Below are 25331 nucleotides of genomic sequence, written 5' to 3' on the forward strand. Positions count from 1 at the left end.
AGTTTGCTAAAGTAGTACCGCGCTGATCGCCTCCGGGCGGTCGGATGATCCTCGATAGCTCAATTGGCAGAGCAATCGGCTGTTAACCGGTAGGTTCTTGGTTCGAGTCCAAGTCGGGGAGCGAAGGGTCCGGGACTCCACTCTCGGGCCCTTTTTTCGTGCCCGCGAGCGGTCGCCCTCGAGGGCCCACCCGCTCGGACCGACGATCGGAGGGGCGATGCGCGAGGACGTGCTCGCTCTCCTGCGCCGCCGCCCCGACGTCGAGGCGGCGGATCTCGTCGCCGTCGACGCCAGTGACCGTCTGCTGCTCGACCTCGCCGCCGATCGCGGCCGCCTCGCCGTGATCGGGGACGCCTACGGGGCACTGAGCCTCGGCCTCGCCGCCGACGGCCGTGCCGTGCGCGTCGTGCAGGACTCGATCACCGCCGAGCGCGCTCTCGCGCAGAACCTCGAGACGGTGCGGGGGTCGGGCGTCGATCTCGCGCCGATCGAGATCGTCGACTCCGTCGCGGAGGCCGTCCGCGACGCCGACGCGGTGCTCCTGCGCCTGCCGCGCTCGCTCGACGCGCTGGCCGCCGTCGCGGCCGGGACCGCACTCGCGAACCCGGCGGCGACCCTGATCGGCGCCGGCCGCATCAAGCACATGACCCGCACGATGAACGACGTGCTCGCCGTGCGCTACGAGCGGATCGACGTCTCCCTCGCCCGGCAGAAGTCGCGCGCCCTGCTCGCGAGCGGCGCGCTCCCCGACCAGCCGCCCGCGCCAGGGCCCGAGCGGCGCCGTCTGGACGAGCTCGACCTCGAGGTCGTCGCACTGCCGGGAGCCTTCGCAGGTGCACGACTGGACCTCGGCACCCGCGCCCTCCTCGCCGCCCTCGATCTCGACTCCCTCCCCGCGGGCACCGCACTCGACCTCGGCTGCGGAACCGGCGTGCTCGCCGCCGTGGTGGCCCGGGCCCGCCCCGACCTCGCCGTGACCGCGACGGACACCTCGCGTGCCGCGGTCGAGTCCGCCCGGGCGACCGCGGCGGCCAATGGGCTGGCCGTCCGCGTCCTCCGCGACGACAACGCCTCGACTCTGGAGGCGTCCTCCGTCGACGTCGTGCTCTGCAATCCGCCGTTCCACTCCGACGGAGCCGTCACCGACCTCGTCGCCCGGCGCATGCTGCGCGCGGCCGGCCGCGTGCTGCGCCCCGGAGGCGTGCTGTGGACGGTCTTCAACTCCCACCTCGCGCATCCGGCCGAGCTGCGCCGCGCGGTCGGGCCGACCACGGTGGTGGCGCGCGACCGCCGCTTCATCGTCACCCGCTCCGTGCGCTCCGACGGCTGAGTACGGCTCCGCAACCCCCTCCGCGGCCTCAGGTCCGCTGTCCGCGGCGCGGGTACGATCTCTCTCCGGCGCTCCTGTGCCGAACCCGTCCCGTCCCCCCGGAGGCCGTCGTGCTCGAAGTCGTCCTCGTCCTCGCCCTGATCGCCCTGGTCGCGGTCGTCGTGCTGTGGCGCCGCGCCGTCGGCGCCGAGCGCCGTGCCGCCGAGAGCCGTGCGGAGGAGGCGGCGCGCGTCGTCCGCCTCGAGCTGGCGGTCGGCGAGCAGGAGGCGAGGCTCCGCATCGTCGGCGAGCTCGAGCAGCTCGCGGTCCGCAGCGCCGCGCACGTCGTCGAGGAGGCCGAGAGCGTCCGTCTCACGATCGACCGCGACCCCGCCGCAGCCGCGCGGTCGGCGCAGCGTGCCGTGCGGGCGGCCGAGGCCTCGCTGGCGCAGCTGCGCCGCATCGCGACCGTCGCCTCCGTCGATCCGGGGGAGCTGCCGCGCACCGGCGGCTCCGTCCCCCTGATCGAGGGCGCCCGCGAGCGAGGCCTGAGCGTCCGCGAGGAGTCGTTCGGCGAGCCGTTCCCGCTGCAGGACGGCGCCGAGGTGGCCGTGCTCCGGGTGCTCGAGTACGCCTTCGACTCGGCGCTGGAGACCGGCGGCGCGGGGACCGAGGTCCGCATCAGCTCCCGATGGACGACCACGGGCCTCCGGGTGGAGGTCGACGACGACCGCGAGCAGCACGGCGCGGCGGAGCAGGACGCCAGCGCTCTCGAGGCGGACCTGCGCTCGCTCACCGAGCGCATCGACAGCCCCGAGCTCGCCGAGCTGCGCGAGCGGGCCGCCCTCTTCGGCGGCGACGTGACCGAGAAGCGGACGCCCGGCGTCGGCCGGAGCGTCACCGCCTCGTTCCCCGCGATCCGCCACCACAACGGCGTGCACGGGGTCGACCTGGCCTGAGTCAGTCCTCGAGGTGCTCCACGCCGGGCAGCCACGAGACGCCGGGGCCGCCCCAGCCGCGCTTGCGGGTGATCTTCGCGACCGGCTTGTGGTAGTCGTGCTCGAGGCGGTCGATGTAGAGCACGCCGTCGAGGTGGTCGAACTCGTGCTGGAACACGCGGGCGAACCAACCGTCCGCGACGATCTCGAACGGCTCCTGCTCGAGGTCGACCGCGCGGAGGATCGCGCGCTCGGAGCGGCGGAGCGGGAAGCGCTCGCCGGGGAAGGAGAGGCACCCCTCCGACTCCGTGTCCTCGTCCGCCTCGCCGAGCGGGGTCGGCGTGACGAACAGCTCGGGGTTGATCGCGACGCCGCGGCGGGGGGTGCCGTCGTCGTCGGCGTAGTCGTAGACGAACAGGCGCAGCGGGACGCCGACCTGCGGGCCGGCGAGGCCGACTCCGGGGGCGGTGTCCATCGTCTCGAACATGTCGGCGACGAGGGTGCGCAGCGCATCGTCGAACTCGGTGACGGGGGCGGCGGGGGAGTGCAGGACGGGGTCGCCGGCGATGCGGATGGGGAGGACGGCCATGGTGGACAGGGTACCGCGGGGCCGCCGACCGGGTCCGCGAGGATCATCCGCTGGGCTCAGCCCCTCACCCGTGCGTCGGAGGACTCCCGGAGGCGTTCTGGGTAGGGTCGACCCATGCCCGCCGATCTCGCCGAACTCCTCAACGACCCGGCGAAGTTCATCGGCATCCCGATCGCTCTCGTGGGCGCGGTGTTCCTCTCCCTCGGCGCGCAGTTCCAGCACCGGGGAGTGGCGAAGGTGGAGCGGTTCTCGAAGCGCTCCGGCTCCTCCGGGCTCAGCGGCGGCCAGCTGGTCGCGCTGCTCTCGCGCCCCTCGTGGGTGATCGGCACCCTGCTCCTGGGTCTCGCGATCGTCTTCCAGCTGACGAGCCTCGGCTTCTCCCCGCTCATCGTGGTGCAGCCGCTCGGAGCGGTGGCGCTCGTGATCACCGCGGTCGTCAACGCGCGGGTCAGCCGGGTGCGCCTGAACGCGGCATCGATCCGGGCGATCGTGCTCTGCGTCGGAGGCGTCGGCACGTTCGTCCTCGTAGCGGCGTTCAACGCGGTCGACAAGTCCATCCAGACGCCCGAGCTCATCACGATCCTCGTGATCCTCGCCGTGGTGCTCACGGTCTTCGTCGTCGCCTTCCGCGTCTTCCGCCGCGGAGCGAAGGCGATCTTCTACATCGTGGGCGCCGGAGTGGTCTACGGCTTCGTCGCGACTCTCGCGAAGGTCGTGCTCAACCGCATCAAGTACGGCGAGTTCGACCCGCTGACGGTGGTCTGCATCGTGGCGCTCCTGGCCGCGACCGCGCTCGGCGGGTACTTCGTTCAGAACGCCTACTCCTCCGGCCCGCCGGACCTCGTCGTGGCGGGCCTCACCGTCATCGACCCGCTGGTCGCCGTCGCGATCGGCATCGTCGTGCTCGGAGAGGCGCAGTACGCGGCCCCGTGGGCGATCCCGCTCTTCATCGCGGCCGGTGCCGTCGCCATCTACGGCGTCTTCCTCCTCGCCAAGCACCACCCGCAGGCGCGCTGACGGCGCGGGATCCCGAGTGGTGAGGACTCCTCTGCCTACAATGGCTCCGCGCCGAGAGCCACGAAACCGACCGACCTCCGCCGATCGCTCCCTTCTCTCCCCGAGCGGCACGACACCGATAGGACCTCCCGTGTCAGATCCCCGCGACGCGTCCCGACCGGGATCGCCCGACTCCCGACCGCTGACGGTCGTGATCGGCTGCGACACCTTCGCTCCCGACGTGAACGGAGCCGCGAAGTTCGCCGAGCGCCTCGCCGCCGGTCTCGCGCAGCGCGGCCACGAGGTCCACGTCGTCGCCCCCTCTGCCGACGGCTGGAGCGGCACCCGGGTCGAGACGCACGAGGGCCAACGGATCATCGTGCACCGGCTCTACAGCTGGCGCTGGTACCCGCACGACTGGCTGCGCTTCGCGATGCCGTGGCGCATCCGGCAGAACAGCGCGCGCATCCTCGACGAGGTGAAGCCCGACGTCGTGCACTTCCAGTCGCACATCATCGTCGGCCGCGGCCTCGGGATCGAGGCGGCCAAGCGCGGCATCCGCATCGTCGGCACGAACCACTTCATGCCCGAGAACATGCTCGAGTTCACCCTCCTGCCGAAGGCCGTGCAGGCCAAGGCCGTGGCAATGGCGTGGCGGGCCGCGCGCCGCACCTTCGGCCGGGCGGAGGCGGTCACCACGCCGACCCGCAAGGCCGCGCAGTTCCTCGAGAAGTACACGGGCCTCCGGGGCGTCCACGCCATCTCCTGCGGCATCGACGCCGACAACTACACGCCCGACTTCTCGGCCCGCGCCGGCGACTCGATCCTCTTCGTCGGCCGCGTGACCGGCGAGAAGCACATCGACGTCCTGCTCCGCGCCGTCGCCCTGCTCGATCCGGCGCTCGACGCGAAGCTCGAGATCGTCGGCGGCGGCGACCAGATGCGCAACCTCCAGCAGCTCGCCGCGACCCTCGGCATCGCCGACCGCGTCCGCTTCACCGGCTACGTCTCGGACGCCGAGCTCAAGGAGGCGTACACCCGCGCCACCGTGTTCGCCATGCCGTCCATCGCCGAGCTGCAGAGCATCGCGACGATGGAGGCGATGGCCTCGGCCCTCCCCGTCGTCGCCGCCGACGCGATGGCCCTCCCGCACCTCGTCCACGACGGCGAGAACGGCTACCTCTTCGCGCCGGGCAGCGCCGAGGCCCTCGCCGACCGCCTCACCGCCGTGCTCACGGCCGACCAGGAGGACCTCGAGGCGATGAAGCGCGCCTCCCTCCAAATCGTCGCCGCGCACGACATCAACCGCACGATCAGCACCTTCGAGAGCCTGTATCGTGGGGAGCCGGTGGCCGATCCGGCCTCCGACGCAGCGTCCGCACCCGCCGCCACCTGACGGCCGCTCGGACGGCCGCCGCGGGGCGTTAGCTCAGCCGGTCAGAGCAGCGGACTCATAATCCGTCGGTCACGGGTTCAAGTCCCGTACGCCCTACTCCGCTCCACCCGCGGTGGTTCCTCCTCTCCAGCGCCGGGTCGGGCCTCCACCTGATGCCGGTCTCGTCGGAGCGGACGGTCCGGCCCCGTCAGGCCGACGGGCCGTGCCTCAGGACGGCGCCGACGCGGTCCTCGCCGGCACGCCGACCGCGGACGAGTCGGATGCGACGCCGCGGACAACGACGGCGCCGGCTCCGACCCGCACACGGTCGCCGACGGTCACGTCCCCGACGATCGTCGCGCGGGCGCCGATGTAGACGTCGTCGCCGATGACGGGCGTCCGACCCTTCGACTCGCCGATGGTGACGCCGTGGTAGATGAACGCGTTCCTCCCGATGACCGTGCGCGGGTGCAGGATCACGCCGCGGCCCCAGTGGGGGAGCCGCAGGCCGGGCCCGACCTGAGCGGCCGGCGGCAGCTCGGCTCCGACGATCATGCGGGTCCAGACGAGATCGACCAGGCGGTAGACGAGGTGGAGGGGGAGCCGGGTCCTCCGAGAGCTCGAGTACTGCCCGAGTCGGAGGACGAGGACGGTGAGCCGGTCGGAGGCGTGGCCCTTGGCGGCCAGGTCCGCGCGGACGACGGCGCGGAGGTCAGCGAGATCCATGCTCCCAGTCCGAGTGGGCGCCTCGCGGGTGGGTCCGGGCCGTCGGAGATCGTCCGGGGCGTGGCGAGCATCCGCGAGCGGACGACACGGTGGCGCGATGCGCTAGCACGTCCCGACGCGCCGCGCCCGTACTGGCCGCTCCCCGCTCGACGTGATTGCCTGATCCTGTGCCTGATCTTCCGATGTTCCCGCTCGGCTCCGTGCTCCTGCCGCACATGCCGCTCCCGCTCCGGCTGTTCGAGCCGCGGTACCTGCGGATGCTCGGCGACGTCCTCGAGGACGAGACCCTCGCGTTCGGCGTCGTGCTCATCGAGCGCGGCCAGGAGGTGGGCGGCGGCGACCAGCGGTTCGCGGTCGGCGCCCGCGCGCGCATCCTGAACATCGACGGGGCGGAGTCGTTCGTCACGCTCGACTCCGTGGGCGAGGAGCGCTTCGAGGTCGTCCGCTGGTACGAGGACGACCCGTACCCGCGCGCCGAGGTCCGCCTGCTGCCCGATCTGGAGTGGGACGAGAAGCACGCCCCCGCGCTGGCTGCGGCGGAGTCGGCGGTCCGCACGGCACTGGCGGTCGCGAGCGAGTTCGTCGAGCAGCGCTACGGCGCGGTCGTCGAGCTCGCCGAGGATCCGGCCGCGCACGCTTGGCAGCTCGCCGGCGTCGCACCGGTCACCGAGCTCGACCGCCTCGCGTTCCTCCGCAGCTCCACCATGGAGGAGCTGCTGGAGTCGGTCCGGGAGCGCTCCGCCGAGGCGACCGAGTCGTTCCGCGCCGGCTGGGCCTGAGCCCCGTCCCGGCGTCCCACGACGAGCCCGTCAGTCCTCGAGGCTGACGCCGCGCTCCTCCGCCAGCTTGACCAGGTCGTCGACGACCACGAGCGCCATCCGCACCGAGCGGTCGCGGCGGTACTCCTCGTCGTCCGGGTCGATCCGCGAGGTGCGGTCGAGGGTCTCCTCGATCGACTGCGCGAGCTCGCGCCACGCGTCCTGACGGGCGTCGTCGACGAGCGTCGCGAGGTACTCCTCGTCCTGCGCCCGCCTGTGGAGGGAGTCGGCGACCAGGAGCGAGAGCCGCTCGCGGTGGTCGAGGTTGTCGACGTCGGCCGAGCGGTAGTCGTGCACGTGGTCGGAGCGGCCGCCCACCGAGGTCACGTCGGCGGCGATGCCGCGCAGGCGCTCGGCGGCTGCCTCGGACTCGCGCGCCAGCTTCTCGAGCTCCTCCGCGGCGACGACGGAGTAGCGGCCCGAGTCGAAGGGGACGTCAGCACCGAGGCCGTCCATCAGCACACGGTTCTTCACGGCCATCCGGCTCGCGTACTGCGCGAGCATCAGGCCCTCCTCGGCGGCCTCCTCGACGGAGGCGGGCTCGCGCGACGGGTTCTCATCGGGGTCGTACGGCTCCATCTTGAACCTGCGTCGACGCCGGAACCACACGTGCGTCACCTACATCCCGGAGCAGGCGCCCCGCCCGCCGGAGCACCTCTTCGAGAGTACCCGGCGGGCGGGCGCCGTGGTCGGCGGCTCAGGCCTCGCGCCAGTCGTCCTGCCGGAGGTGGGAGCCGGCCTGCGGCCCCATCTGCAGCATCCCGCCGTCCACGACGTACGAGGATCCGGTGATGTAGGAGGCGGCGGGAGAGGCCAGGAAGGCGACCACCGCCGCGATCTCGCGGGCGTCGCCGGGGCGGCCGAGGGGGATGCCGGGGCGGTCGATCGTGACGGGGTCCACATCCTCGGCGTCGTTCATCGGCGTCGCGATCTCCCCGGGGGCGACGGCGTTGACGGTGATGCCGAGGGAGCCGAGCTCGAGTGCGGCCACCTTCAGCAGGCCGCCCAGCCCGTGCTTGGCAGCGGTGTAGGCGACGGAGCCGACCCGCGGCTGGTGCTCGTGGACACTGGTGACCGCGATGATCCTGCCGCCCGTGCCCTGGGCCGCCATGCGCCGCGCGGCGCGCTGGAGGCAGACGAACGCTCCGTCGAGGTTCAGGGCGACGGTCGAGCGCCAGCTGTCGAGGCTCTGCTCGAGGAAGGGCTCGCCTCCGCCTCCGCCCGCATTGCTGACGGCGACGTCGAGCCCGCCCAGTCGATCCGCGAGGTCGTCGATCACGTCGCCCGCGCCCTCCAGATCCGTCGTGTCGAGGCGCGCGATCTCGGCGCGCCGGCCGAGGGAGCGCACCTCCTCCGCCGTGCCCTGCGCGCCCTCCTCGTCGCTGTGCCAGGTGATGCCGACGTCCATGCCCGCCTCGGCCAGTGCCACCGCGGTCGCCCGGCCGATGCCGGAGTCAGAAGCGGTCACCAGTGCACGGGTGGGCTGGAAGTCTCGAGGTCCCTGGGTCATGTCGTCTCCTGTCTCGATCGGGCCGCCGATCCGGCGGACACGGGTCGATCCCATCAGCGGATCCGGCGCGCTCGGGAGCCGGTTGACAGGTCCGGGCTCGCGCGAGACGCGTGGCGGTGTCCCCGCTGAGCGCCCCGATCGCGTTGACTGGGCGGATGGATCACCGGCGCATCTCGGTCGTCGTCCCCGTGAAGGACGACGCCCGCCACCTCGAGCAGCTGCTCGAGCTCCTCCGCGAGCAGACGCTCGCTCCGTTCGAGATCGTCGTCGTCGACGACGGGAGCACCGACGACAGCGCCGCCGTCGCGCGAGCGGCGGGCGCGCGGGTGGTGCGGCACGACGGAGCCGGGATCCCGGCGAGCACGGCGCACGGCTTCGACGAGGCGCACGGCGACGTCCTCGCACGGCTCGACGCCGACTCCCGCCCGGGACCCGACTGGCTGGCGCGCCTGGCCGGCCACTTCGCCGATCCCGAGGTCGGAGCGGTGACCGGTCCCGGACGCTTCGACGAGCTCGGCCCGATCGCCCGGGTGATCGCGCGGGTCGCCTACATGGACGCCTACTTCGTGCTGATGGGGTCGGCGCTGGCCAACTGGCCGCTCTTCGGCTCCAACTGCGCCGTCCGCCGGTCGGCGTGGGAGGAGATCGCGGAGGAGATGCACCGGCACGACGCCTACGTGCACGACGACGTCGAGATCAGCGTGCACCTGGGACTCCGGCACCGGATCGTGCTCGACCGCCACCTCGAGGTCGGCATCTCGGCCCGCCCCTTCGGCGCCTTCGCCGACATGCTCCGCCGGTTCGACCGCGCTCTGCACACGCTGGCGCGGCACCCCGGGATGGGGTCGTCCCTGCAGCGCTGGACGCACCGGGTGCGCCGCACCCACCGCGACCGCCTGCGAGCGACGGCCGCGGCGCGCCGCTCCGGCTGACGACGAGAACCGACGGCGCCGCCTGACGGCTAGGGCTGGGCCGCGTCCGGCCGGGCCGCGTCGGGCTCGGCCTCCGCCGCCCGATCCTCTCCGGGCGCGGTGCGCCCCTCCTTCGGCATCGCCCAGACCGCGGCGAGCATGCCCACGGCGAGGACCGTGAGCGCGATGCAGACGAAGCGGGTGCCCTCGGCGAGGTCCGCCGGTGCGGGGACGCCGCCGCCCGCCTTCGCGTTCACGATCGCGCCGAACACGGCCACGGCGACGGCGCTGCCGATGTTGCGGGCGAAGAAGTTGGTCGAGGAGACCACTCCGCGCTCGTTCCAGTCGACGCTCGACTGCGCCCGGATCAGCGTCGGAGTCGCCACGAGCCCCATGCCGGCGCCGATCAGCACGCAGAAGCCGGCGATCTCCCACAGCGTCGAGGAGGCGCCGAGCAGGACGGTCAGCGCCGTGCCGATCACGACGAGCCCCGCTCCGAGGAAGCCCGTGTTGCGGAAGCCGATGCGCAGGTAGAGCCGGCCCGACAGGCTCGCCGCGACCGGCCAGCCGAGCGTCATCGCCGCGACGGCGAAGCCCGCGCCGAGGGCGGAGCTGCCGAGCACGCCCTGCGCGAAGGTCGGGAAGTACGAGGTGACGCCGAGCGTGATCGCGCCGACGGTCACCGAGACCAGGCTGGTCGAGATCAGCACGCGCCGCGTGAGGACCCAGAGGGGGAGCACCGGGGCGGCAGCTCGCCGCTCGATCGCGACGAAGCCGGCGAACGCGAGGGCCGAGACGACGAACACGCCGACTCCGGCGGGGGAGAGCCACGGCCAGGCGCTGCCGCCCTCGAGCAGCCCGAGGATGAGCAGCGCGGTGCCCACGGCGAGCACGGAGGCGCCCGCCACGTCGATCCGCTGCTTCTCGCCCCGCGTGGTCTCGCGGAAGCTGCGGATCAGGAGGAACGCCGCCAGGAGGCACAGGGGGATGTTGACGAGGAAGATGCCGCGCCAGGCGCCCAGGTCCGAGAGCACGCCGCCGAGGGTCGGCCCGACGACCGAGGAGATGCCCCAGACGCTCGCGAGGTAGCCCTGGGTCTTCGCACGCTCGGCGACCGTGTAGATGTCGCCGGCGATGGTGATGCCCATCGGCTGGATCGCTCCGGCCCCCAGGCCCTGCAGGGCTCGGAACGCGATCAGCGCGGGCATGCTCCAGGCGAGGCCGCACAGGAGCGAGCCGACCAGGAACAGGGCGATGCCGATCAGCATGATGGGCTTGCGCCCGATCACGTCGGCGAGCTTGCCGTAGAGGGGGACCGAGACGGCCTGGGCCAGCAGGTAGATCGAGAACAGCCAGGGGAACTGCTCGAAGCCCCCCAGGTCGGCGACGATGGACGGCACGGCCGTCGAGAGGATCGTGGCGTCGAGGGCGACCAGAGCGGTCGAGATCATCAGGGACAGCAGGATCGGGCCGCGCTCCGAGCGCAGTCCGACACTCGCGCGGGTGGGGGCGTCGGTCACTCTGCCCAGGCTATTCCACAGCCGGGGGATGGAAGCGGGGAGGAGAGGATCCGCTCCGGGGCTCGGTAGACTGGTGGCATGGAACTCGTTCTCTGGCTCGTCGTGTCCGCCATCGCCGGTGTCGGCCTCGTCTCCGGAGTCGCGGCTCTCATCGCCATGACGCGGGCGCCCTGGTCGGCCGACAAGTAGCCGCCCGGCCGGCCTCGCGCCGGCACTACTCGTAGATCCGCACCACGCTCCACTGCGGCTCCGTCGACGCGACCACGTCGAGCACGAACGCGCCGCCGGTCGCGAGGTCCGTCGCCTGGAAGCGCCAGCCGCCGATGCTCACCGGTGTGCGCCCGAACGTCGGCGGGAACCCCTCGAGGGGCGCCCACCACTCGCTCGTGCAGGTCCACACCGTCGGCCGGTCGGTCACCCGGTAGCTCCCGCCCCGCCACTCGAGCGCGATCGGCACTCCCTCGCCGTCGGTCGAGACCAGCGCCGTCTCGTCGATCACCGCCATCGTCGTGCTCCCGTTCACTCGCCGGACCCGGTTGGCCGTTCGAACATGTGTTCGATAGTCTGCGAGTGTACGCCGCGGCGTTCGTGCTCGCCACGGCCGCGGATCGACCGGTGGGAGGCGCGATGATCGAGTGGAGTCCGCTCCAGATGCTGCGCAGCAGCGGGCAGGACGAGTGGGTGATGGTCGACGCCCTGCGCACCGGCCGGATCGGCCTGGTGCGCCGCATCGAGACCGGCCCGTACCGCGAGACCTGGTTCCGCGCGGTGACCTGGGCGGCGGAGCCGGAGAGGCGGACGCTCGTGGGCTACTCCCGCTCGATGGACACCATCGCGGCCGCCCTGTGGGCCCATCAGCCGCCGACAGCGCAGGAGAAGCCCTTCCCCGGCTACCCGCCCTCGCGGCCGTCGCCGTGACTCCTTCAGCGAGAGGGGGCCCGGCCGTCCCCGCGACGGCGGCCTCCGTGTCCGCCACGGGGGAGAATGGCCCGATGCTCCTCGCACTCGTCGGCGGCCCCACGGGGGCGTGGCGGGCGGTCGACCCCGTCGGCGTCGCCGAGGCCGGGAGCGGCCGGGGCCCGGCCGAGCTGGCGGCGTTCGTCCGGGAGCGGGAGCCGGAGCGCCCGCGCTGGGTCTGGGACGACACCGCGCGCTGGTACCCCGCACTGCTGTCGGCCGGCGTGGTCGTCGCCCGGTGCCACGACCTCCGGCTGGCCCGCGCGATCCTCCGCCGCTCGGTCTCCGCCGCCGCATCGGCTCTCGCGCGCTCGCCCCTCGACCCGTGGGACGCGGGAGCCGCGGCTCCCGCCGCGCAGGACACGCTGATCGGATTCGAGGAGGCGGCGGGCGGCTCCGACGAGCTCGACCCCGTCCTCGAGCTGGCCCGGCAGGAGGAGGCGCTCTCCGGCGCCGCCGAGGCCGGCCGGCTCCGCCTGCTGCTCGCCGCCGAGTCCGTCGGCGCCCTGATCGCTCGCGAGATCGCCCACGCGGGGCTGCCGTGGCGCGCCGATGTGCACGACCGGGTGCTCACCGGGATGCTCGGCCCCCGCCCGCTCTTCGGCGGCCGCCCGGCCCTGCTGGAGGCGCTGGCCGTCCGTCTGCGCGACGAGCTCGGCGCGCCCGAGCTCAACCCCGACTCGCCGGCCGAGCTCCTCAAGGCGCTGCGGCGCGCGGGGCTGCCGGTCGAGTCGACGCGCTCCTGGGAGCTGCAGTCCCTCGAGCATCCCGCGGTGCCGCCCCTCCTGGAGTACAAGAAGCTCTCCCGGCTGCTCATCGCCAACGGCTGGGCATGGCTCGACGCGTGGGTGCGCGACGGACGGTTCCGGCCGGAGTACGTGGTGGGCGGCGTCGTCACCGGCCGCTGGGCGACCTCGGGCGGAGGGGCGCTGCAGCTGCCGCGGCAGATCCGCGCCGCGGTCACCGCGGATCCGGGCTGGAGCCTCGTGGTCGCGGATGCCGCGCAGCTCGAGCCGCGCATCCTCGCCGCGCTCTCGGGCGACTCGGCCATGGCCGCCGCCGGGCGGGGCCGCGACCTCTACCAGGGCATCGTCGACGCCGGCGTGGTCCCCGACCGGCCGAGGGCGAAGGTCGCGATGCTGGGGGCGATGTACGGGGCGACGAGCGGGGAGGCCGGACGGCTGCTCCCGAGGCTCGCCCGTGCCTACCCGCGCTCGGTCGCGCACGTCGAGGCGGCGGCTCGGGCGGGGGAGCGCGGCGAGAGCGTCTCGACGTGGCTCGGGCGCAGCTCGCCTCCCGGCCCCGAGGGGCTCTCGGCCGATGCGGCGCGAGCGCGCGAGTGGGGACGCTTCACCCGCAACTTCGTGGTGCAGGGGACCGCGGCCGAGTGGGCGCTCTGCTGGATGGGCGAGCTGCGGGCGCGACTGCGCGCCGAGGGCGGCGCGGTCGGCCGGGCGCACCTCGTCTACTTCCTGCACGACGAGGTGATCGTGCACGCTCCCGCCGACGTCGGCGAGCGGGTCGCCGCGATCGTCCGCGAGGCGGCGGTGCGCGCCGGACGCTCGCTCTTCGGAGTGGGCGAGGTCGACTTCCCGGTCACCGTCGCCGTCGTCGACTCCTACGACCAGGCGAAGTGAGACGCGGGATCAGTACCAGTGCGGCGAGCGGTTGTTCCAGCTCGACCACGCGTTGCAGGGCGAGCCGTAGGCGCTCTTGATGTACGAGAGGCCCCAGTCGACCTGCGTCGCCGCGTTCGTCTGGTAGTCGGCTCCCGAGTTGGCCATCTTGCTCGCCGGGAGGGCCTGCGGGATGCCGTAGGCGCCGGAGGAGCGGTTCAGCGCGTTCCAGCGCCATCCCGACTCGCCGTTCCACAGCGGGATGAGGCACCGGTCGACCTGGTCGGCGCCCCAGCCGAAGCGGCCGACGGCGGTCCGGGCGTAGGCCTGGGCCTGCGCGGGGGAGAGGCCGTCCGTGCGTCCGGCGTAGGTGCCGAGGGCGGCGATGGTCTTGGCGGAGCTGTTGCGCGCGCCGGTCGGGTCGTCGTCGCCGAGCTCGACCGGGCCGCCTCCGCCGCCTCCACTGTTGGAGGGCGCTGCCGGAGCCGCGGCCGCGGCGGGAGCCGACGCGGCGCGCTGGCGGGCGGCCTCGGCCTCGGCGGCGAGGCGGGAGAGGCGCTGCTGCTCCTCGAACGCCGACTTCGCGTCCTGGCCGTCGGCGTACTCCCGCTCGATCTCGGCGGTGGTGTTCTTGAGCGAGGCGAGCTGGGTGTAGAGCTCCTGGCTGTACTTCTCCTGGTCGGCGACCTTGGCGTCGGCCTCGGCCTGAGCGGAGCGGGCGACCGAGAGCGCGTCGGCCGCGGCGGTGGCGAGGGAGACGCGCTCGCCCCGGGCCTGCTCGGCCTGAGCGGCGAGGGAGACGGCCTGGTTCTCGGTCGACTGCGCCGCGGTCTGGAGCCGGCTGGTCTGCTGGGTGAGCTGCGTCATGGTGCCGAGGCGGTAGAGCAGCTCGCTCGACTCGTCGCCGCCGATGAGGAGGTTGAGCGTCGCATCGGTCCCGCCGTTGCGGTAGAGCTGCGCGGCGAGACGGCCGGCCTGCTCCTTCGCTGCGTCGGCGTCCGAGCGGGCGGCGGAGGCGCGCTCCTCCAGGGCGCTCACGCGCTGGGTCGCCTCGTCGAGAGCGCTCTGCGCGGCGTCCGCCTCGGCGGCCCGGCTGATGGCGGCGTCGGTGAGGGCGGCGGCCTGGTCGCGCAGGTCGGCGAGGAAGGCGGTGATGCGGTCGACCTCGGCGGCGGTGGCGCTCTCGCTCGACTTCGCGGCCTCGACATCGGACCACGAGGGATAGTCGGACGGGTCGTAGGCGGCGGACGCGGAGAGCGGGGCGGCGAGGGCGGCGCACAGGACGAGGACCGTGCCCGCTCCGGCGGCGACGAGGCGCCGGCGCGCCCGGGAGGGGACGCGGAGACCGAGGGGGGTGCGGGACATGCGAACCACCCTAGGCGACGGCACCCGCGCCTGTCTCGTCCTAGCTCGAGGCTCGACGGCCCCGGCGGGGACGCTCGAGAGCGTATCCGCGGACGCCCCGTCCCGGCCCGTCGCCCGTGAGCTCGTCGCGGGCCGCCTCGAGGAGGCGCCGCAGGGCCTCCTCCCGCACGCGGGCGGCGATCGCGGCGAGGCGGCGCTGCGGGTGCGCGTCCTCCTCCTCCGCCTGCTCGTCGGCGGTGGCGGGCAGCGAGCTCTCGTACGCGTCGAGGACGGCGGCGAGGTCGGCGCCGGACAGGCTCGAGGCCAGCAGCACCCGGTCGAGGACGTCGTCCCAGTCCTCCTCCGGGGACGCTCCGCCACCCGTCAGCCAGGCGGCCGCCTCCGCGCGGCCCTCGCCGGTGAGCGCGTGCAGGGGGAGGCCGTCGTCGGTGGACCCGGCCGAGACGACGAGGCCCCGCTCGCGCAGGCGCTCGAGCGTCGAGTAGATCTGGCCGACGTTGACCCGGGGCCGGTGCGCGGCACGGTCGAGGAGCTCGGCGTGCAGCTGGAGGCCGTAGGCGGGGCCGAGCGTGAGCAGGGCGAGCAGGCCGTCGCGGACGGACACGGTGCTCCTCCCGGCGGGCGTCTGGCGGTGTGCGGCGTCCGGCGGCGCGGACGACCTGAGTATAGGCAGGAGCCGCCCACGGCCGGTCGAGCAGGCGCGGCGAGCCGCCTTGACGGAGGTCCGCCGCTCCTGCATGATCGGGCGTGGTGGCACGTCCACCGTCATAATCGAAGAAGGCGCACCGCAGAGTGTTCCGTGGTCCGGGTCGTTGGGGAAGACGCACCGGGACGAACGGAGGACACCATGGTGGCGCAGCAGACTCGGGGTGTGCTCTTCGTGCACTCCGCCCCCCGCGCGCTCTGCCCCCACCTCGAGTGGGGGACAGGTCGCGCTCTTGGTCGTGCCGTGAACTTCGCCTGGATCGAGCAGCCCGTGCTCCGCAGCACACTGCGCGCCGAATTCGCCTGGGAGGGCCCGGTCGGAACCGGTGCCGTCATCGCCTCCGCTCTCCGCGGCTGGGCCGACGTCCGCTACGAGGTCACCGAGGAGCCCTCGCCCGGCGTCGACGGAGGCCGCTGGATGCACACGCCCGAGCTCGGCATCTTCTACGCCCAGACCGACAGCGCGGGCAACACCGTCGTGCCCGAGGACCGCATCCGCTCCGCCATGGAGCTCGCCGGCGCCGACCCCATCGAGCTGCACCGCGAGCTGCGCCTCGCCCTCGGCCAGGCCTGGGAGGACGAGCTCGAGCCCTTCCGCTACGGCGGCGACTTCGCCCCCGTCGTCTGGATGCACGGGGTCGGCTGAGTTCATTCGACGCCGCTCCTCGCGCGGCGTCGCGCAGTCGGCTCGGTCGGGTGGTCGGGTTCCGTGGAGCGGCCGGCGTCCGGCGACGCCGATCCGCTGGCACGCGGATCGGCGGATACGCCTCGCGGCAATCGTTCGCTCCCGCCTCCCTGAACCAGGCGGCCAGCGGACCCCCCGTTCCGGCAGAGGTCCGCCTCGAAGGCGCGTCGTCGCCTCACGGTTGCCGCTCGCTGGCACGTCGACCAGACGGTGGGCGGAGCACCGCGTTCCGGCGGAGGGCGTCGGAAGACTCGTGGACCCGCCCGCACCTCTGTCGCGCACGACGCCGACGGCCCGAGTAATGGCGAGTCGCACGCTCCCCACGAGCGCAGCCGCCCTGATCCGAGCATCCGACCCGAGTCGCGGCGAAGCCCGCGCTCCCCTCGAGCACAGCTGCTTGAACCGAAGCTTTCGACCCGAGTCGCGGCGAAGCCCGCGCTCCCACCCGGACAGCTTCCGCGATCGGAGTATCCGACGCGAGTCGCGGCGAAGCCCGCGCTCCCACCCGGACAGCTTCGTTGATCCGAGCATCCGACCCGAGCCGCGGCGAAGCCCGCGCTCCCCACCAGCACGGCGTGCTCACCAGCCCGCACCAGACGGCGGCGCAGATCCCTCGCGGCACGAGGCGTATCCGGGGATCCGCGTTCCAGCGGATCACCGTCGCCGCACCGCACCGGCCCTCGGAAACCCCGCCCCCCTCCCCAGCGGACGCGCCTGCGCCGCGCAAGGAGCGGCGCAGCCCGCTTTCCGCACGGTGGAGTGGGGCTACGCCCCGCTACACCGTCCGGAAAGCGGCAACAGCATTGTGCCCCCCGAACCCGAACGAGTTCGAGATGGCGACCAGCGGTCCGTCGCCGAGGGCGCGGGGGCTGGTGACGACGTCGAGGGGGATCTGGGGGTCCTGCTCGAAGAGGTTGATGGTGGGGGGTGCGGTGCGCTCGTGGAGGGCGAGCACGGTGAAGATGGCCTCGAGCGCGCCGGTGCCGCCGAGGAGGTGGCCGGTGGACGCCTTGGTCGCCGAGACGGCGATGTTCGGGAGGTGGTCGCCGAAGACGCGCAGCAGGGCGCGGTACTCGGCGATGTCGCCGACCGGGGTGCTCGTCGCGTGGGCGTTGACGTGGGTGACGTCGGTGAGCGCGGCTCCGGCCTGCTCGAGGGCGCCGATCATGGCGCGGGCGGCGGCGGAGCCCTCGGGGTCCGGCGCCGTGATGTGGTACGAGTCGCTGGTGACGGCGCCGCCGGCGAGCTCCGCGTAGATGCGGGCTCCGCGGGCGAGGGCGTGCTCCTCGGTCTCGAGGATGAGCGTCGCGGCGCCTTCTCCGAGGACGAAGCCGTCGCGGGAGACGTCGTAGGGGCGCGAGGCGGTCGCCGGGTCGTCGTTGCGGCGCGAGAGGGCCTGCATCGACGCGAAGGCGGCGATCGGGAGCGGGTGGACGACCGACTCCGTGCCGCCGGCGACGACCACGTCGGCGAGGCCGAGCTGCATGTGCTCGTAGGCGTTCGCGAGGGCCTCGGTGCTGGAGGCGCAGGCCGACACGTCGGTGCGGGCGTAGGCGCGGGAGGGGATGGCCATGCTGATGGCGGCGGCGGCCGCGTTGGGCATGAGCATCGGGATGGTCATCGGGAGGACCCGGCGGGGTCCGCGCTCGCGGAGGGTGTCCCACGCGTCGACGAGGGTCCAGAGGCCGCCGATGCCGGTCGAGTAGTCGACGCCCACGCGGAGCGGGTCGACGTCGGTGATGCCGGAGTCGGCCCAGGCCTCGCGGGCCGAGATGAGCGCGAACTGGCTGGAGGGGTCGAGGCGCTTCGCCTCGGGGCGGGAGAGCACCTCCTCCGGGCGGACCTTGGCCTGGGCGGCGAAGGTGACCGGGATGTCGTACTGGGCGACCCAGTCCTGCTCGAGGGAGCGGACGCCTGATTCGCCGGCGAGGAGTGCGTTCCAGGACTCCCGGGCGGTCCCGCCGAGGGGAGTGCTGGCACCGATTCCGGTGACGACGATCTTCTTGGTCATGACGAGCTTCTCTGTTCCGTGTGGGTGGGTGCCGGGCTCACCCCGGCCGACGATCGCCGGCCGGGGTGTCCGCCACGAGGACGGGGTGCGCGGGCGACGACTACTCGGACGCCTTGACGATGAAGCGGACCGCGTCGCCGACCGTCTTGAGGTTCTTGACCTCGTCGTCGGGGATCTTCACGTCGAACTTCTCCTCGGCGTTGACGACGATGGTCATCATCGAGATGGAGTCGATGTCGAGGTCGTCGGTGAACGACTTGTCCATCTCGACGGAGTCGGTGGCGATGCCCGTCTCGTCGTTGACAAGCTCGGCCAGGCCGGCGAGGACTTCTTCGTTGGACAGTGCCATGGTTCTCTCCTTGGGGGTTCTTCGGGTGTTCGTCAGTGACCGTAGGTCAGTTTAGGGGTGGGGTCGCGCCGGTCACGGGAGCACCACGACCTGCGCGCCGAACACCAGTCCGGCGCCGAAGCCGATCTGCAGCGCGAGTCCGCCGTGCAGCTCCGGGTGCTCCTCGAGCAGGCGGTGGGTGGCGAGCGGGATCGACGCGGCGGAGGTGTTGCCGGTGGTCTCGATGTCGCGGCCGACAGCGACGGTCTCGGGCAGCTTCAGCTGCTTCGCGAGCTCGTCGATGATGCGCATGTTCGCCTGGTGGGGGATGAACGCGGCGAGGTCCTCGGGCTGGACGCCCGCCTCCGCGAGCGCCTGCTTGGCGACCTTGGCCATCTCCCAGACCGCCCAGCGGAAGACCGACGGGCCGTCCTGGCGGAGGGTGGGCCATTCGGCGGTGCCGTCGCGGTAGGCCGCGAGCGGGTTGTCCATGCCGACGGTGTCCCACTTGGAGCCGTCGGATCCCCAGACGGTCTTCGAGATGCCGGCGGTGTCGCTGGGGCCGACGACCGCGGCGCCCGCGCCGTCGCCCAGGAGGAAGGAGATGCTGCGGTCGGTCGACTTGACCAGCTCGGACAGCTTCTCGGCTCCGACGACGAGCACGTACTCGGCCAGGCCGGAGCGGATGAAGGAGTCGGCCTGGGCGATGCCGTAGGTGTAGCCGGCGCAGGCGGCCGAGATGTCGTACGCCGGGGCGGGGTTCGCGCCGATGCGGTCCGCGAGGAGCGCGGCCAGCGACGGGGTCTGCACGGTGTTGCTGATCGTGGAGACGAGCACGACGCCGATCTGGTCCGGGCGGATGCCCGCCTTCTCGATCGCCTCGAGGGAGGCGGTGGTCGCGAGGTCGACCGCGTGGATGTCGGCGGAGGCGCGGCGGCGCTCGATGATGCCGGTGCGCTGGCGGATCCACTCGTCGGAGGAGTTGATCGGCTCGATCAGGTCGTCGTTCGGGACGACGAGGTCGCCGCGTGCCGCGCCGATGCCGAGGATCCGGGTGTACGCGCTGCCGCTGGACTGGGTGAGGGAAGGGGTCGTCATGGGGTCTCTCCTGCTAGGCGGCGTGCTCGTCGAGGAAGGCGCGGGCGGCGTCCACGTCGTCGGGGGTCGTGATGGCGATGCTCGGCACGCCCTTGAGGCCGCGCTTGGCGAGGCCGACCAGCGCGCCGGCGGGTGCCAGCTCGATGATCCCGGTGACGCCCGCGTCGGCGAAGGCCGCCATGCAGAGGTCCCAGCGGACGGGGGAGGCGACCTGGCCGACGAGCAGCTCGAGGAACGCGGCACCGGAGTCGACGACCGACCCGTCGCGGTTCGTCCAGAGCCGGAGCGTCGGGTCGGAGGGGGTCAGCCCGGCGGCGACGCCGGCGAGGGAGTCGCGGGCGGGCGCCATGTAACGGGTGTGGAAGGCGCCGGCCACCTGCAGGGGGATCACGCGGGTCCCGCGGAGCGGCTCCGCCTTGAGTGCCTCGAGCGCGTCGACCGCGCCGGCGACGACGATCTGCCCGCCGCCGTTGTAGTTGGCCGGCTCGAGGCCGAGCTCGTCGAGACGGGCGATCAGGGCCTGCTCGTCGCCGCCGAGGACCGCGCTCATCGCGGTCGGCTCGGCGGCGGCCGCAGCGGCCATGGCACGGGCGCGCTCGCGGACGAACACCAGCGCGTCGGCCTCGGTGAGGACCCCGGCTCCGGCGGCCGCGGTGATCTCGCCGACGGAGTGGCCGGCGATGCCCGCGATGCGCTCGCGCCGTCCGCCCTCGAGGAGGGCGGCGAGGCTCACGAGTCCCGCGGAGACGATCAGGGGCTGGGCGACCGCGGTGTCGCGGATGGTGTCCGCGTCCGAGACGGTGCCGTGCGCGGCGAGGTCGATGCCGACCGCCTCCGAGTGCGCGGCGACCTGCTCGGCCACGGAGGGGATCTCTAGCCAGGGGGCGAGGAATCCGGGGGTCTGGGAGCCCTGACCCGGGGCGACGACGACGATCACGGTATTCAGTCTTCCGATCTGCGCTCGCACGTGCGGCGCGTGGAGCCACTGACAAAGCACAAAGAGCTTGTCGCGGGTCTACAAGTGTTCAGGGGCGGGAGGGGTTCGGCGAGCGGAGGGCCTCAGCGTCGGGACGGCTTCCGGCGGACGGCGCCGTCCGGGTCGCTCATGGAGCCGAGGATGAGGGCGGACTGGAGGATGAGCGCCTCGCGGGCGCCCGTCGCGTCCCAGCCGATCACCTCGGCGACCCGCTTGAGGCGGTAGCGCACCGTGTTCGGGTGCACGAACAGCTCGCGGGCGGTCGCCTCGAGGGAGCGGCCGTTGTCGAGGTAGGCCCACAGCGTGGTCAGAAGCTCGGTCGAGTGCTTCTGCAGGGGCCGGTAGATCTGCGTGATGAGGCTCTGGCGGGCGAGCGGGTCGCCGGCGAGGGCGCGCTCGGGAAGGAGGTCGTCGGCGTTGACCGGTCGCGGCGCGTTCCGCCAGGAGCGGGCGACCGCGAACCCTGCGAGGGCCGCGCGGGCGCTGCGGGACGCCTCGACCAGGGTCGGCACCTCGTGGCCGAGGACGAGGTGGCCGGTCCCGAAGCCGGGCTCGAGCGCCTCCGCGATCTCGAGGAACGCGACCGGCGGGCCGGTCTCCTCCGTGGCGTTCTCGCTCGGCTCGGCGCGGCCGATGACCAGGACGAGCCGGCTGCCCTGCACGCCGATCAGCACGTCGGCGTCCATGTGCCGGGCCGTGCGGCGCAGCTGGTCGACGTCGAGCATCTTGGGAGCGGTGCCCACCAGGACGGCGACCTCGCCGTGGCCGTGCCAGCCGAGGGCGGCGATCCGGCTGGGCAGCTCGTCGTCGGCCTCGCCCGTGAGGATCGAGTCGACGACCAGCGCTTCCAGGCGCGCGTCCCAGAGACCTCGGGCCTCGGCGGCGCGCGCGTAGACGTCGGCCGCGGCGAAGGCGATCTCGCGCGAGTAGAGGAGGATCGCCTCGCGGAGGTCCTCCCCGCCGTTCTTGATCCGGTCCTCGACGACCTCGACCGTCACCTTGATCAGCTGCAGCGTCTGCGTCAGCGAGACGGAGCGCAGCAGCTCGCGGGGAGCGGCTCCGAACACGTCCGCCGCGATCCACGGCGTGGCCGACGGGTCGTCGAACCACGAGATGAACGAGGTGATGCCGGCCTGGGCGACGAGGCCGACCGCCGAGCGCCGACCGGGGGGCATGCTGCCGTACCAGGGCAGCGTGTCCTCGAGTCGCTTGATCGTCTGCGTCGAGAGCTCACCGGCGAGGGTGCGCAGCCAGGCGAGGGTCTGCTCCTTCGTGCGGGGAGCGCCCGGCCGGGTGGCCGGACGCTCCGCCGCAGGAGCAGGACCCCGCGCACTCGACGGTGCGGGTTCCTGCGAGAGCACGGACTCGTCCGTCAGCTCTCGCCGCCCGCGTTGCCGGTGGTGCCGGCGTTGACGTCGAGGAGGCGGTACTTCTCGATCGCCTGGACGGCGAGCGAGGGGTCGACCTCGCCGCGCTTGGCGAGCAGCTGCAGCGTCCGCACGACGACCGAGGGGCCGTCGATCTGGAAGTAGCGCCGCGCCGCCGCACGGGTGTCCGAGAAGCCGAAGTCGTCCGCGCCGAGCGTCGCGAAGTCGCCCGGGATGAACTGGCGCAGCTGGTCGGGGACCTGGTGCGAGAAGTCCGAGACGGCGACGAAGGGGCCCTTCGCGTCGGCCAGCTTCTGCGTCACGTACGGCACCTGCTCGGCGTCCTCGGGGTGGAGGAAGTTGTGCTGCTCGGCCTTGATGCCGTCGCGGCGCAGCTCGTTCCACGAGGTGACCGACCAGACGTCCGCCGAGACGCCCCAGTCCTCGGCGAGGAGCTTCTGCGCCTCGATCGCCCACGGCACCGCGACGCCCGAGGCGAGGAGCTGGGCCTTCGGCCCGTCCCACTGGCCCCAGGAGATGCGGTGGATGCCGCGGACGATGCCCTCGACGTCGACGTCCTCCGGCTCCTTCGGCTGCACGATCGGCTCGTTGTAGACCGTGATGTAGTACATGACGTTCGGGTCGGTGTGCTTCCCGCCGTACATGCGCTCGAGACCGGACTGCACGATGTGCGCGATCTCGTACCCGTAGGCCGGGTCGTAGCTCACGACGGCGGGGTTGGTCGCCGCGAGGATCGGGGAGTGCCCGTCCGCGTGCTGGAGGCCCTCGCCGGTCAGCGTGGTGCGTCCTGCGGTGGCGCCGATCATGAAGCCGCGCGACATCATGTCGCCGGCCGCCCAGATCGCGTCGCCCGTGCGCTGGAACCCGAACATCGAGTAGAAGACGTAGACCGGGATGAGCGGCTCGCCCTGCGTCGAGTACGAGGTGCCGATCGCGGTGAACGCCGCGAGGGCGCCCGCCTCGTTGATGCCGACGTGGAGGATCTGACCCTGCGGGCTCTCCTTGTAGGCCAGGAGGAGCTCGCGGTCGACCGACGTGTAGTGCTGGCCGCGCGGGTTGTAGATCTTCGCGTTCGGGAAGAACGCGTCCATGCCGAAGGTGCGCGCCTCGTCCGGGATGATCGGGACGACGCGGTTGCCGAAGTCCTTCGACCGGAGGATGTCCTTGAGGATGCGGACGAACGCCATGGTGGTGGCGATCTCCTGCGTCCCGGAGCCCTTCTTGCCGACCGCGTACGCCGAGTCCTCGGGGAGGTTCAGCTGCGTGTACTTCGAGCGGCGCTCGGGGAGGTAGCCGCCGAGCGCGCGGCGGCGCTCCTGCAGGTACTCGATCGCCTCGTCGTTCTGACCGGGGTGGTAGTACGGCGGGAGGTAGGGGTTCTCCTCGAGCTGCGCGTCCGTGATCGGGATGCGCATGGTGTCGCGGAACGACTTGAGGTTGTCCAGCGTCATCTTCTTCATCTGGTGGGTCGCGTTGCGGCCCTCGAAGCTGCGGCCGAGACCGTAGCCCTTGATGGTGTGGGCGAGGATGACGGTGGGCTGGCCCTTGTGCTCCGTCGCGGCCTTCATGGCCGCGTAGATCTTGCGGTAGTCGTGGCCGCCGCGGCGCAGGCCCCAGATCTGCTCGTCGGAGTAGCCCTCGACGAGCTTCTTGGCGCGCGGGTCGCGGCCGAAGAAGTTCTCGCGGACGTAGGCGCCGTCCTCCGTCTTGTAGGTCTGGAAGTCGCCGTCGGGCGTCTTGTTCATCAGGTCGAGCAGCGCGCCCTCGGTGTCGCGGGCGAGCAGGTCGTCCCACTCGCGGCCCCAGATGAGCTTGATGACGTTCCAGCCCGCGCCGCGGAAGTACGACTCGAGCTCCTGCACGATCTTGCCGTTGCCGCGGACGGGTCCGTCGAGGCGCTGGAGGTTGCAGTTGACGATGAAGTTCAGGTTGTCGAGGCCGTCGTTCGCGGCGACCTGGAGCTGACCGCGCGACTCGACCTCGTCCATCTCGCCGTCGCCGAGGAACGCCCAGACCTGCTGGTCGGAGGCGTCCTTGATGCCGCGGTTGGTGAGGTACTTGTTCGCCTGCGCCTGGTAGATCGCGTTGATCGGGCCGAGGCCCATCGAGACGGTCGGGAACTGCCAGAATTCCGGCATGAGCCGCGGGTGCGGGTAGCTGGAGAGCCCGCCGCCCCGGTGCGACTTCTCCTGGCGGAATCCGTCGAGCTGGTGCTCGCTCAGGCGTCCCTCGAGGAAGGCGCGCGCGTACGGGCCGGGGGAGGCGTGGCCCTGGATGAAGATCTGGTCGCCGCCGCCCGGGTGGTCCTGGCCGCGGAAGAAGTGGTTGAAGCCGACCTCGTACAGCGAGGCGCTCGACGCGTACGTCGAGATGTGGCCACCGACCCCGATGCCGGGACGCTGCGCGCGGTGCACGAGGATGGCCGCGTTCCAGCGGATCCACGCGCGGTAGCGGCGCTCGACGTCCTCGTCGCCCGGGAAGTCGGGCTCGTTCTCGGGCGCGATGGTGTTGATGTAGTCCGTGGTGGGCACCATCGGCACGCCGAGGTGGAGCTCCTTGGAGCGCTTGAGGAGGCTGAGCATGACGTCGCGCCCGCGACCCCGGCCCCGCTCCTCGACGAGCGCATCGAGCGACTCGTTCCACTCCGACGTTTCCTCGGGGTCCGAGTCCACGTGACCGACGGAATACGGGTCCTGATCGTTAACAGTCACCCTCGACCTCTCTCTGGGGGCAGATCGTGCCCGAGACATCACTCTCATGAAGCGGTGCGGATCCGCGGATCCGGGGCTCGGATGACGAGCCGCGCGCGGGCACCTCCGTCAGCCTAGCGATTCCCGTGCCCCGAACCTGGAATCGCACTGTGGTGATCCACGAGGGATGTGCGCCGACGACTGTAGGAGAGCGCCAGACGGGACGCGTCGACCGGCCCGTGATCGGGGGAGACGGGCCGTTCCTTGGAGTCTGCGCGGAGCGGGTCTAGCATTGCCCCTCGTGCTCGCGCGACTCTCGTGCGCACGGAAGGACATCGGACCGATGGCTCTCGAGAAGCTGACCCTGGCTCCCGACTTCGAACTCGCGAACCAGTACGGCGAGCGCATCCAGCTGGGCGACTTCCACGGGCGGCGCAACGTCGCCCTGGTGTTCTTCCCCCTCGCCTTCTCCGGCACCTGCACGGGCGAGTTCTGCGCGCTACGCGAGAACCTCTCCCTCTTCGAGCACGCCGACGTGGAGCTGATCGGCATCTCGGTCGACTCCAAGCACACGCTGCGCGCCTGGGGCGAGAAGCAGGGCTACGACTTCACGCTCCTCTCCGACTTCTGGCCGCACGGCGACGTCGCCAAGCAGTACGGCGTGTTCACCGAGGCGAAGGGCTACGCGACCCGCGCGACCTTCCTCATCGACAAGGCCGGCGTCATCCGGGACACGTTCATGACCGCCCCGGGCGAGCCTCGCTCGATCGACGCCTACCGCGCCGCCATCGACGCGCTCGCCCCCGCGCACGTCTGACCC

General features: G+C 72.6%; 24 protein-coding genes and 2 tRNA genes. 12 read left to right on the forward strand and 14 right to left on the reverse strand.

The window, feature by feature from the left end; all coding sequences use genetic code 11:
• The first annotated feature begins 48 nt into the window (after window positions 1-48).
• The 3 genes from C5C30_RS08605 to C5C30_RS08615 all read left to right on the forward strand — a co-directional run bounded on the left by C5C30_RS08605 (window position 49) and on the right by C5C30_RS08615 (window position 2268).
• Window positions 49-121 (forward strand) — tRNA-Asn (locus C5C30_RS08605).
• Between the two features lie 96 nt (window positions 122-217).
• Window positions 218-1330, forward strand: coding sequence for a class I SAM-dependent methyltransferase (locus tag C5C30_RS08610; RefSeq protein ID WP_104333543.1), 1113 nt, complete (start codon window positions 218-220; stop codon window positions 1328-1330).
• Between the two features lie 110 nt (window positions 1331-1440).
• Window positions 1441-2268 carry a hypothetical protein gene (locus tag C5C30_RS08615; protein ID WP_104333544.1) on the forward strand — a complete coding sequence of 276 codons (828 nt, stop codon included), beginning with the start codon at window positions 1441-1443 and terminating at the stop codon, window positions 2266-2268.
• A 1-nt stretch (window position 2269) separates the two neighbouring features.
• Here C5C30_RS08615 and def read toward each other — a convergent pair whose 3' ends face one another.
• Window positions 2270-2836 carry a peptide deformylase gene (gene def / locus C5C30_RS08620; protein ID WP_104223450.1) on the reverse strand — a complete coding sequence of 189 codons (567 nt, stop codon included), beginning with the start codon at window positions 2834-2836 and terminating at the stop codon, window positions 2270-2272.
• Between the two features lie 114 nt (window positions 2837-2950).
• Here def and C5C30_RS08625 point away from each other — a divergent pair, with 114 nt between their 5' ends.
• From C5C30_RS08625 to C5C30_RS08635, 3 genes are all read left to right on the forward strand, one after another.
• Window positions 2951-3853 carry a DMT family transporter gene (locus tag C5C30_RS08625; RefSeq protein WP_104234188.1) on the forward strand — a complete coding sequence of 301 codons (903 nt, stop codon included), beginning with the start codon at window positions 2951-2953 and terminating at the stop codon, window positions 3851-3853.
• Window positions 3854-3983: 130 nt separating this feature from the next.
• On the forward strand, window positions 3984-5228 hold the full coding sequence (locus C5C30_RS08630) for a glycosyltransferase (RefSeq protein WP_258063521.1): 1245 nt from the start codon (window positions 3984-3986) through the stop codon (window positions 5226-5228).
• A 22-nt stretch (window positions 5229-5250) separates the two neighbouring features.
• A tRNA-Ile gene (locus C5C30_RS08635) sits at window positions 5251-5324 on the forward strand.
• Between the two features lie 111 nt (window positions 5325-5435).
• Here C5C30_RS08635 and C5C30_RS08640 read toward each other — a convergent pair.
• A complete protein-coding gene (locus C5C30_RS08640; RefSeq protein WP_104333545.1) occupies window positions 5436-5933 on the reverse strand; it encodes a DapH/DapD/GlmU-related protein in 498 nt (165 codons plus the stop codon).
• Window positions 5934-6100: 167 nt separating this feature from the next.
• Between C5C30_RS08640 and C5C30_RS08645 the strand changes: the two genes are divergently transcribed.
• The gene (locus tag C5C30_RS08645; RefSeq protein WP_244229436.1) at window positions 6101-6712 is read left to right on the forward strand and encodes an LON peptidase substrate-binding domain-containing protein; all 612 of its coding nucleotides are present in this window, start codon (window positions 6101-6103) and stop codon (window positions 6710-6712) included.
• Between the two features lie 30 nt (window positions 6713-6742).
• On the opposite strand, the gene C5C30_RS08650 is transcribed toward C5C30_RS08645, so the two are convergent.
• A complete protein-coding gene (locus C5C30_RS08650) occupies window positions 6743-7330 on the reverse strand; it encodes a hypothetical protein (protein ID WP_104223455.1) in 588 nt (195 codons plus the stop codon).
• A gap of 118 nt (window positions 7331-7448) precedes the next feature.
• On the reverse strand, window positions 7449-8261 hold the full coding sequence (locus C5C30_RS08655; protein WP_104273352.1) for an SDR family oxidoreductase: 813 nt from the start codon (window positions 8259-8261) through the stop codon (window positions 7449-7451).
• 155 nt (window positions 8262-8416) lie between these two features.
• Between C5C30_RS08655 and C5C30_RS08660 the strand changes: the two genes are divergently transcribed.
• A complete protein-coding gene (locus C5C30_RS08660) occupies window positions 8417-9193 on the forward strand; it encodes a glycosyltransferase family 2 protein (RefSeq protein ID WP_104223456.1) in 777 nt (258 codons plus the stop codon).
• Between the two features lie 29 nt (window positions 9194-9222).
• On the opposite strand, the gene C5C30_RS08665 is transcribed toward C5C30_RS08660, so the two are convergent.
• Together C5C30_RS08665 and C5C30_RS08670 are read right to left on the reverse strand one after the other, a co-directional pair.
• Window positions 9223-10623: an MDR family MFS transporter gene (locus tag C5C30_RS08665; protein ID WP_104250985.1), complete on the reverse strand. Its 1401-nt coding sequence runs from the start codon at window positions 10621-10623 to the stop codon at window positions 9223-9225.
• A gap of 283 nt (window positions 10624-10906) precedes the next feature.
• Window positions 10907-11215: a hypothetical protein gene (locus tag C5C30_RS08670; protein WP_104226677.1), complete on the reverse strand. Its 309-nt coding sequence runs from the start codon at window positions 11213-11215 to the stop codon at window positions 10907-10909.
• A gap of 47 nt (window positions 11216-11262) precedes the next feature.
• Here C5C30_RS08670 and C5C30_RS08675 point away from each other — a divergent pair, with 47 nt between their 5' ends.
• Together C5C30_RS08675 and C5C30_RS08680 are read left to right on the forward strand one after the other, a co-directional pair.
• Window positions 11263-11610, forward strand: coding sequence for a hypothetical protein (locus C5C30_RS08675; RefSeq protein ID WP_104333546.1), 348 nt, complete (start codon window positions 11263-11265; stop codon window positions 11608-11610).
• Between the two features lie 74 nt (window positions 11611-11684).
• Entirely contained in the window at window positions 11685-13286 is a 1602-nt protein-coding gene (locus C5C30_RS08680; RefSeq protein WP_104333547.1) for a bifunctional 3'-5' exonuclease/DNA polymerase, read from the forward strand.
• Window positions 13287-13295: 9 nt separating this feature from the next.
• Here the strand turns inward: C5C30_RS08680 and C5C30_RS17650 are convergent, their stop codons facing one another.
• Together C5C30_RS17650 and C5C30_RS08690 are read right to left on the reverse strand one after the other, a co-directional pair.
• Complete coding sequence (locus C5C30_RS17650) at window positions 13296-14630, reverse strand: hypothetical protein (RefSeq protein WP_104269256.1); 1335 nt, start codon at window positions 14628-14630, stop codon at window positions 13296-13298.
• A 40-nt stretch (window positions 14631-14670) separates the two neighbouring features.
• Window positions 14671-15234: a PadR family transcriptional regulator gene (locus C5C30_RS08690; protein WP_181129978.1), complete on the reverse strand. Its 564-nt coding sequence runs from the start codon at window positions 15232-15234 to the stop codon at window positions 14671-14673.
• Between the two features lie 243 nt (window positions 15235-15477).
• On the opposite strand from C5C30_RS08690, the gene C5C30_RS08695 reads away from it, so the two are divergent.
• A complete protein-coding gene (locus tag C5C30_RS08695; RefSeq protein WP_104226674.1) occupies window positions 15478-15981 on the forward strand; it encodes a DUF3145 domain-containing protein in 504 nt (167 codons plus the stop codon).
• 814 nt (window positions 15982-16795) lie between these two features.
• Here C5C30_RS08695 and C5C30_RS08700 read toward each other — a convergent pair.
• The 6 genes from C5C30_RS08700 to aceE form a co-directional block, all read right to left on the reverse strand.
• On the reverse strand, window positions 16796-18031 hold the full coding sequence (locus tag C5C30_RS08700) for a beta-ketoacyl synthase (RefSeq protein WP_104226673.1): 1236 nt from the start codon (window positions 18029-18031) through the stop codon (window positions 16796-16798).
• 100 nt (window positions 18032-18131) lie between these two features.
• The gene (locus C5C30_RS08705) at window positions 18132-18380 is read right to left on the reverse strand and encodes an acyl carrier protein (RefSeq protein WP_104223463.1); all 249 of its coding nucleotides are present in this window, start codon (window positions 18378-18380) and stop codon (window positions 18132-18134) included.
• 72 nt (window positions 18381-18452) lie between these two features.
• Entirely contained in the window at window positions 18453-19457 is a 1005-nt protein-coding gene (locus C5C30_RS08710; RefSeq protein WP_104247521.1) for a beta-ketoacyl-ACP synthase III, read from the reverse strand.
• 13 nt (window positions 19458-19470) lie between these two features.
• A complete protein-coding gene (locus tag C5C30_RS08715; protein WP_104226672.1) occupies window positions 19471-20394 on the reverse strand; it encodes an ACP S-malonyltransferase in 924 nt (307 codons plus the stop codon).
• A 122-nt stretch (window positions 20395-20516) separates the two neighbouring features.
• Window positions 20517-21683 (reverse strand): CdaR family transcriptional regulator, encoded by a 1167-nt coding sequence (locus C5C30_RS08720; RefSeq protein WP_181027189.1) that lies wholly within the window; start codon window positions 21681-21683, stop codon window positions 20517-20519.
• A 122-nt stretch (window positions 21684-21805) separates the two neighbouring features.
• Window positions 21806-24532, reverse strand: a complete 2727-nt coding sequence (gene aceE, locus C5C30_RS08725) for a pyruvate dehydrogenase (acetyl-transferring), homodimeric type (protein ID WP_104223467.1) — start codon at window positions 24530-24532, stop codon at window positions 21806-21808.
• Window positions 24533-24854: 322 nt separating this feature from the next.
• On the opposite strand from aceE, the gene C5C30_RS08730 reads away from it, so the two are divergent.
• The gene (locus C5C30_RS08730; RefSeq protein WP_104238203.1) at window positions 24855-25328 is read left to right on the forward strand and encodes a peroxiredoxin; all 474 of its coding nucleotides are present in this window, start codon (window positions 24855-24857) and stop codon (window positions 25326-25328) included.
• Window positions 25329-25331: the final 3 nt, after the last annotated feature.

The sequence above is a fragment of the Rathayibacter sp. AY2B5 genome, from assembly GCF_002931645.1.
Classification (GTDB): Bacteria; Actinomycetota; Actinomycetes; order Actinomycetales; family Microbacteriaceae; genus Rathayibacter.

Excerpts from the sequence above, each read along its gene's own strand:
- C5C30_RS08610 (WP_104333543.1), top strand. The coding sequence starts at position 218 with ATGCGCGAGGACGTGCTCGCTCTCCTGCGCCGCCGCCCCGACGTCGAG.
- def (WP_104223450.1), bottom strand. The coding sequence starts at position 2,836 with ATGGCCGTCCTCCCCATCCGCATCGCCGGCGACCCCGTCCTGCACTCC.
- C5C30_RS08625 (WP_104234188.1), top strand. The coding sequence starts at position 2,951 with ATGCCCGCCGATCTCGCCGAACTCCTCAACGACCCGGCGAAGTTCATC.
- C5C30_RS08640 (WP_104333545.1), bottom strand. The coding sequence starts at position 5,933 with ATGGATCTCGCTGACCTCCGCGCCGTCGTCCGCGCGGACCTGGCCGCC.
- C5C30_RS08650 (WP_104223455.1), bottom strand. The coding sequence starts at position 7,330 with ATGGAGCCGTACGACCCCGATGAGAACCCGTCGCGCGAGCCCGCCTCC.
- C5C30_RS08655 (WP_104273352.1), bottom strand. The coding sequence starts at position 8,261 with ATGACCCAGGGACCTCGAGACTTCCAGCCCACCCGTGCACTGGTGACC.
- C5C30_RS08660 (WP_104223456.1), top strand. The coding sequence starts at position 8,417 with ATGGATCACCGGCGCATCTCGGTCGTCGTCCCCGTGAAGGACGACGCC.
- C5C30_RS08665 (WP_104250985.1), bottom strand. The coding sequence starts at position 10,623 with ATGATCTCGACCGCTCTGGTCGCCCTCGACGCCACGATCCTCTCGACG.
- C5C30_RS08680 (WP_104333547.1), top strand. The coding sequence starts at position 11,685 with ATGCTCCTCGCACTCGTCGGCGGCCCCACGGGGGCGTGGCGGGCGGTC.
- C5C30_RS17650 (WP_104269256.1), bottom strand. The coding sequence starts at position 14,630 with ATGTCCCGCACCCCCCTCGGTCTCCGCGTCCCCTCCCGGGCGCGCCGG.
- C5C30_RS08695 (WP_104226674.1), top strand. The coding sequence starts at position 15,478 with ATGGTGGCGCAGCAGACTCGGGGTGTGCTCTTCGTGCACTCCGCCCCC.
- C5C30_RS08700 (WP_104226673.1), bottom strand. The coding sequence starts at position 18,031 with ATGACCAAGAAGATCGTCGTCACCGGAATCGGTGCCAGCACTCCCCTC.
- C5C30_RS08705 (WP_104223463.1), bottom strand. The coding sequence starts at position 18,380 with ATGGCACTGTCCAACGAAGAAGTCCTCGCCGGCCTGGCCGAGCTTGTC.
- C5C30_RS08710 (WP_104247521.1), bottom strand. The coding sequence starts at position 19,457 with ATGACGACCCCTTCCCTCACCCAGTCCAGCGGCAGCGCGTACACCCGG.
- C5C30_RS08730 (WP_104238203.1), top strand. The coding sequence starts at position 24,855 with ATGGCTCTCGAGAAGCTGACCCTGGCTCCCGACTTCGAACTCGCGAAC.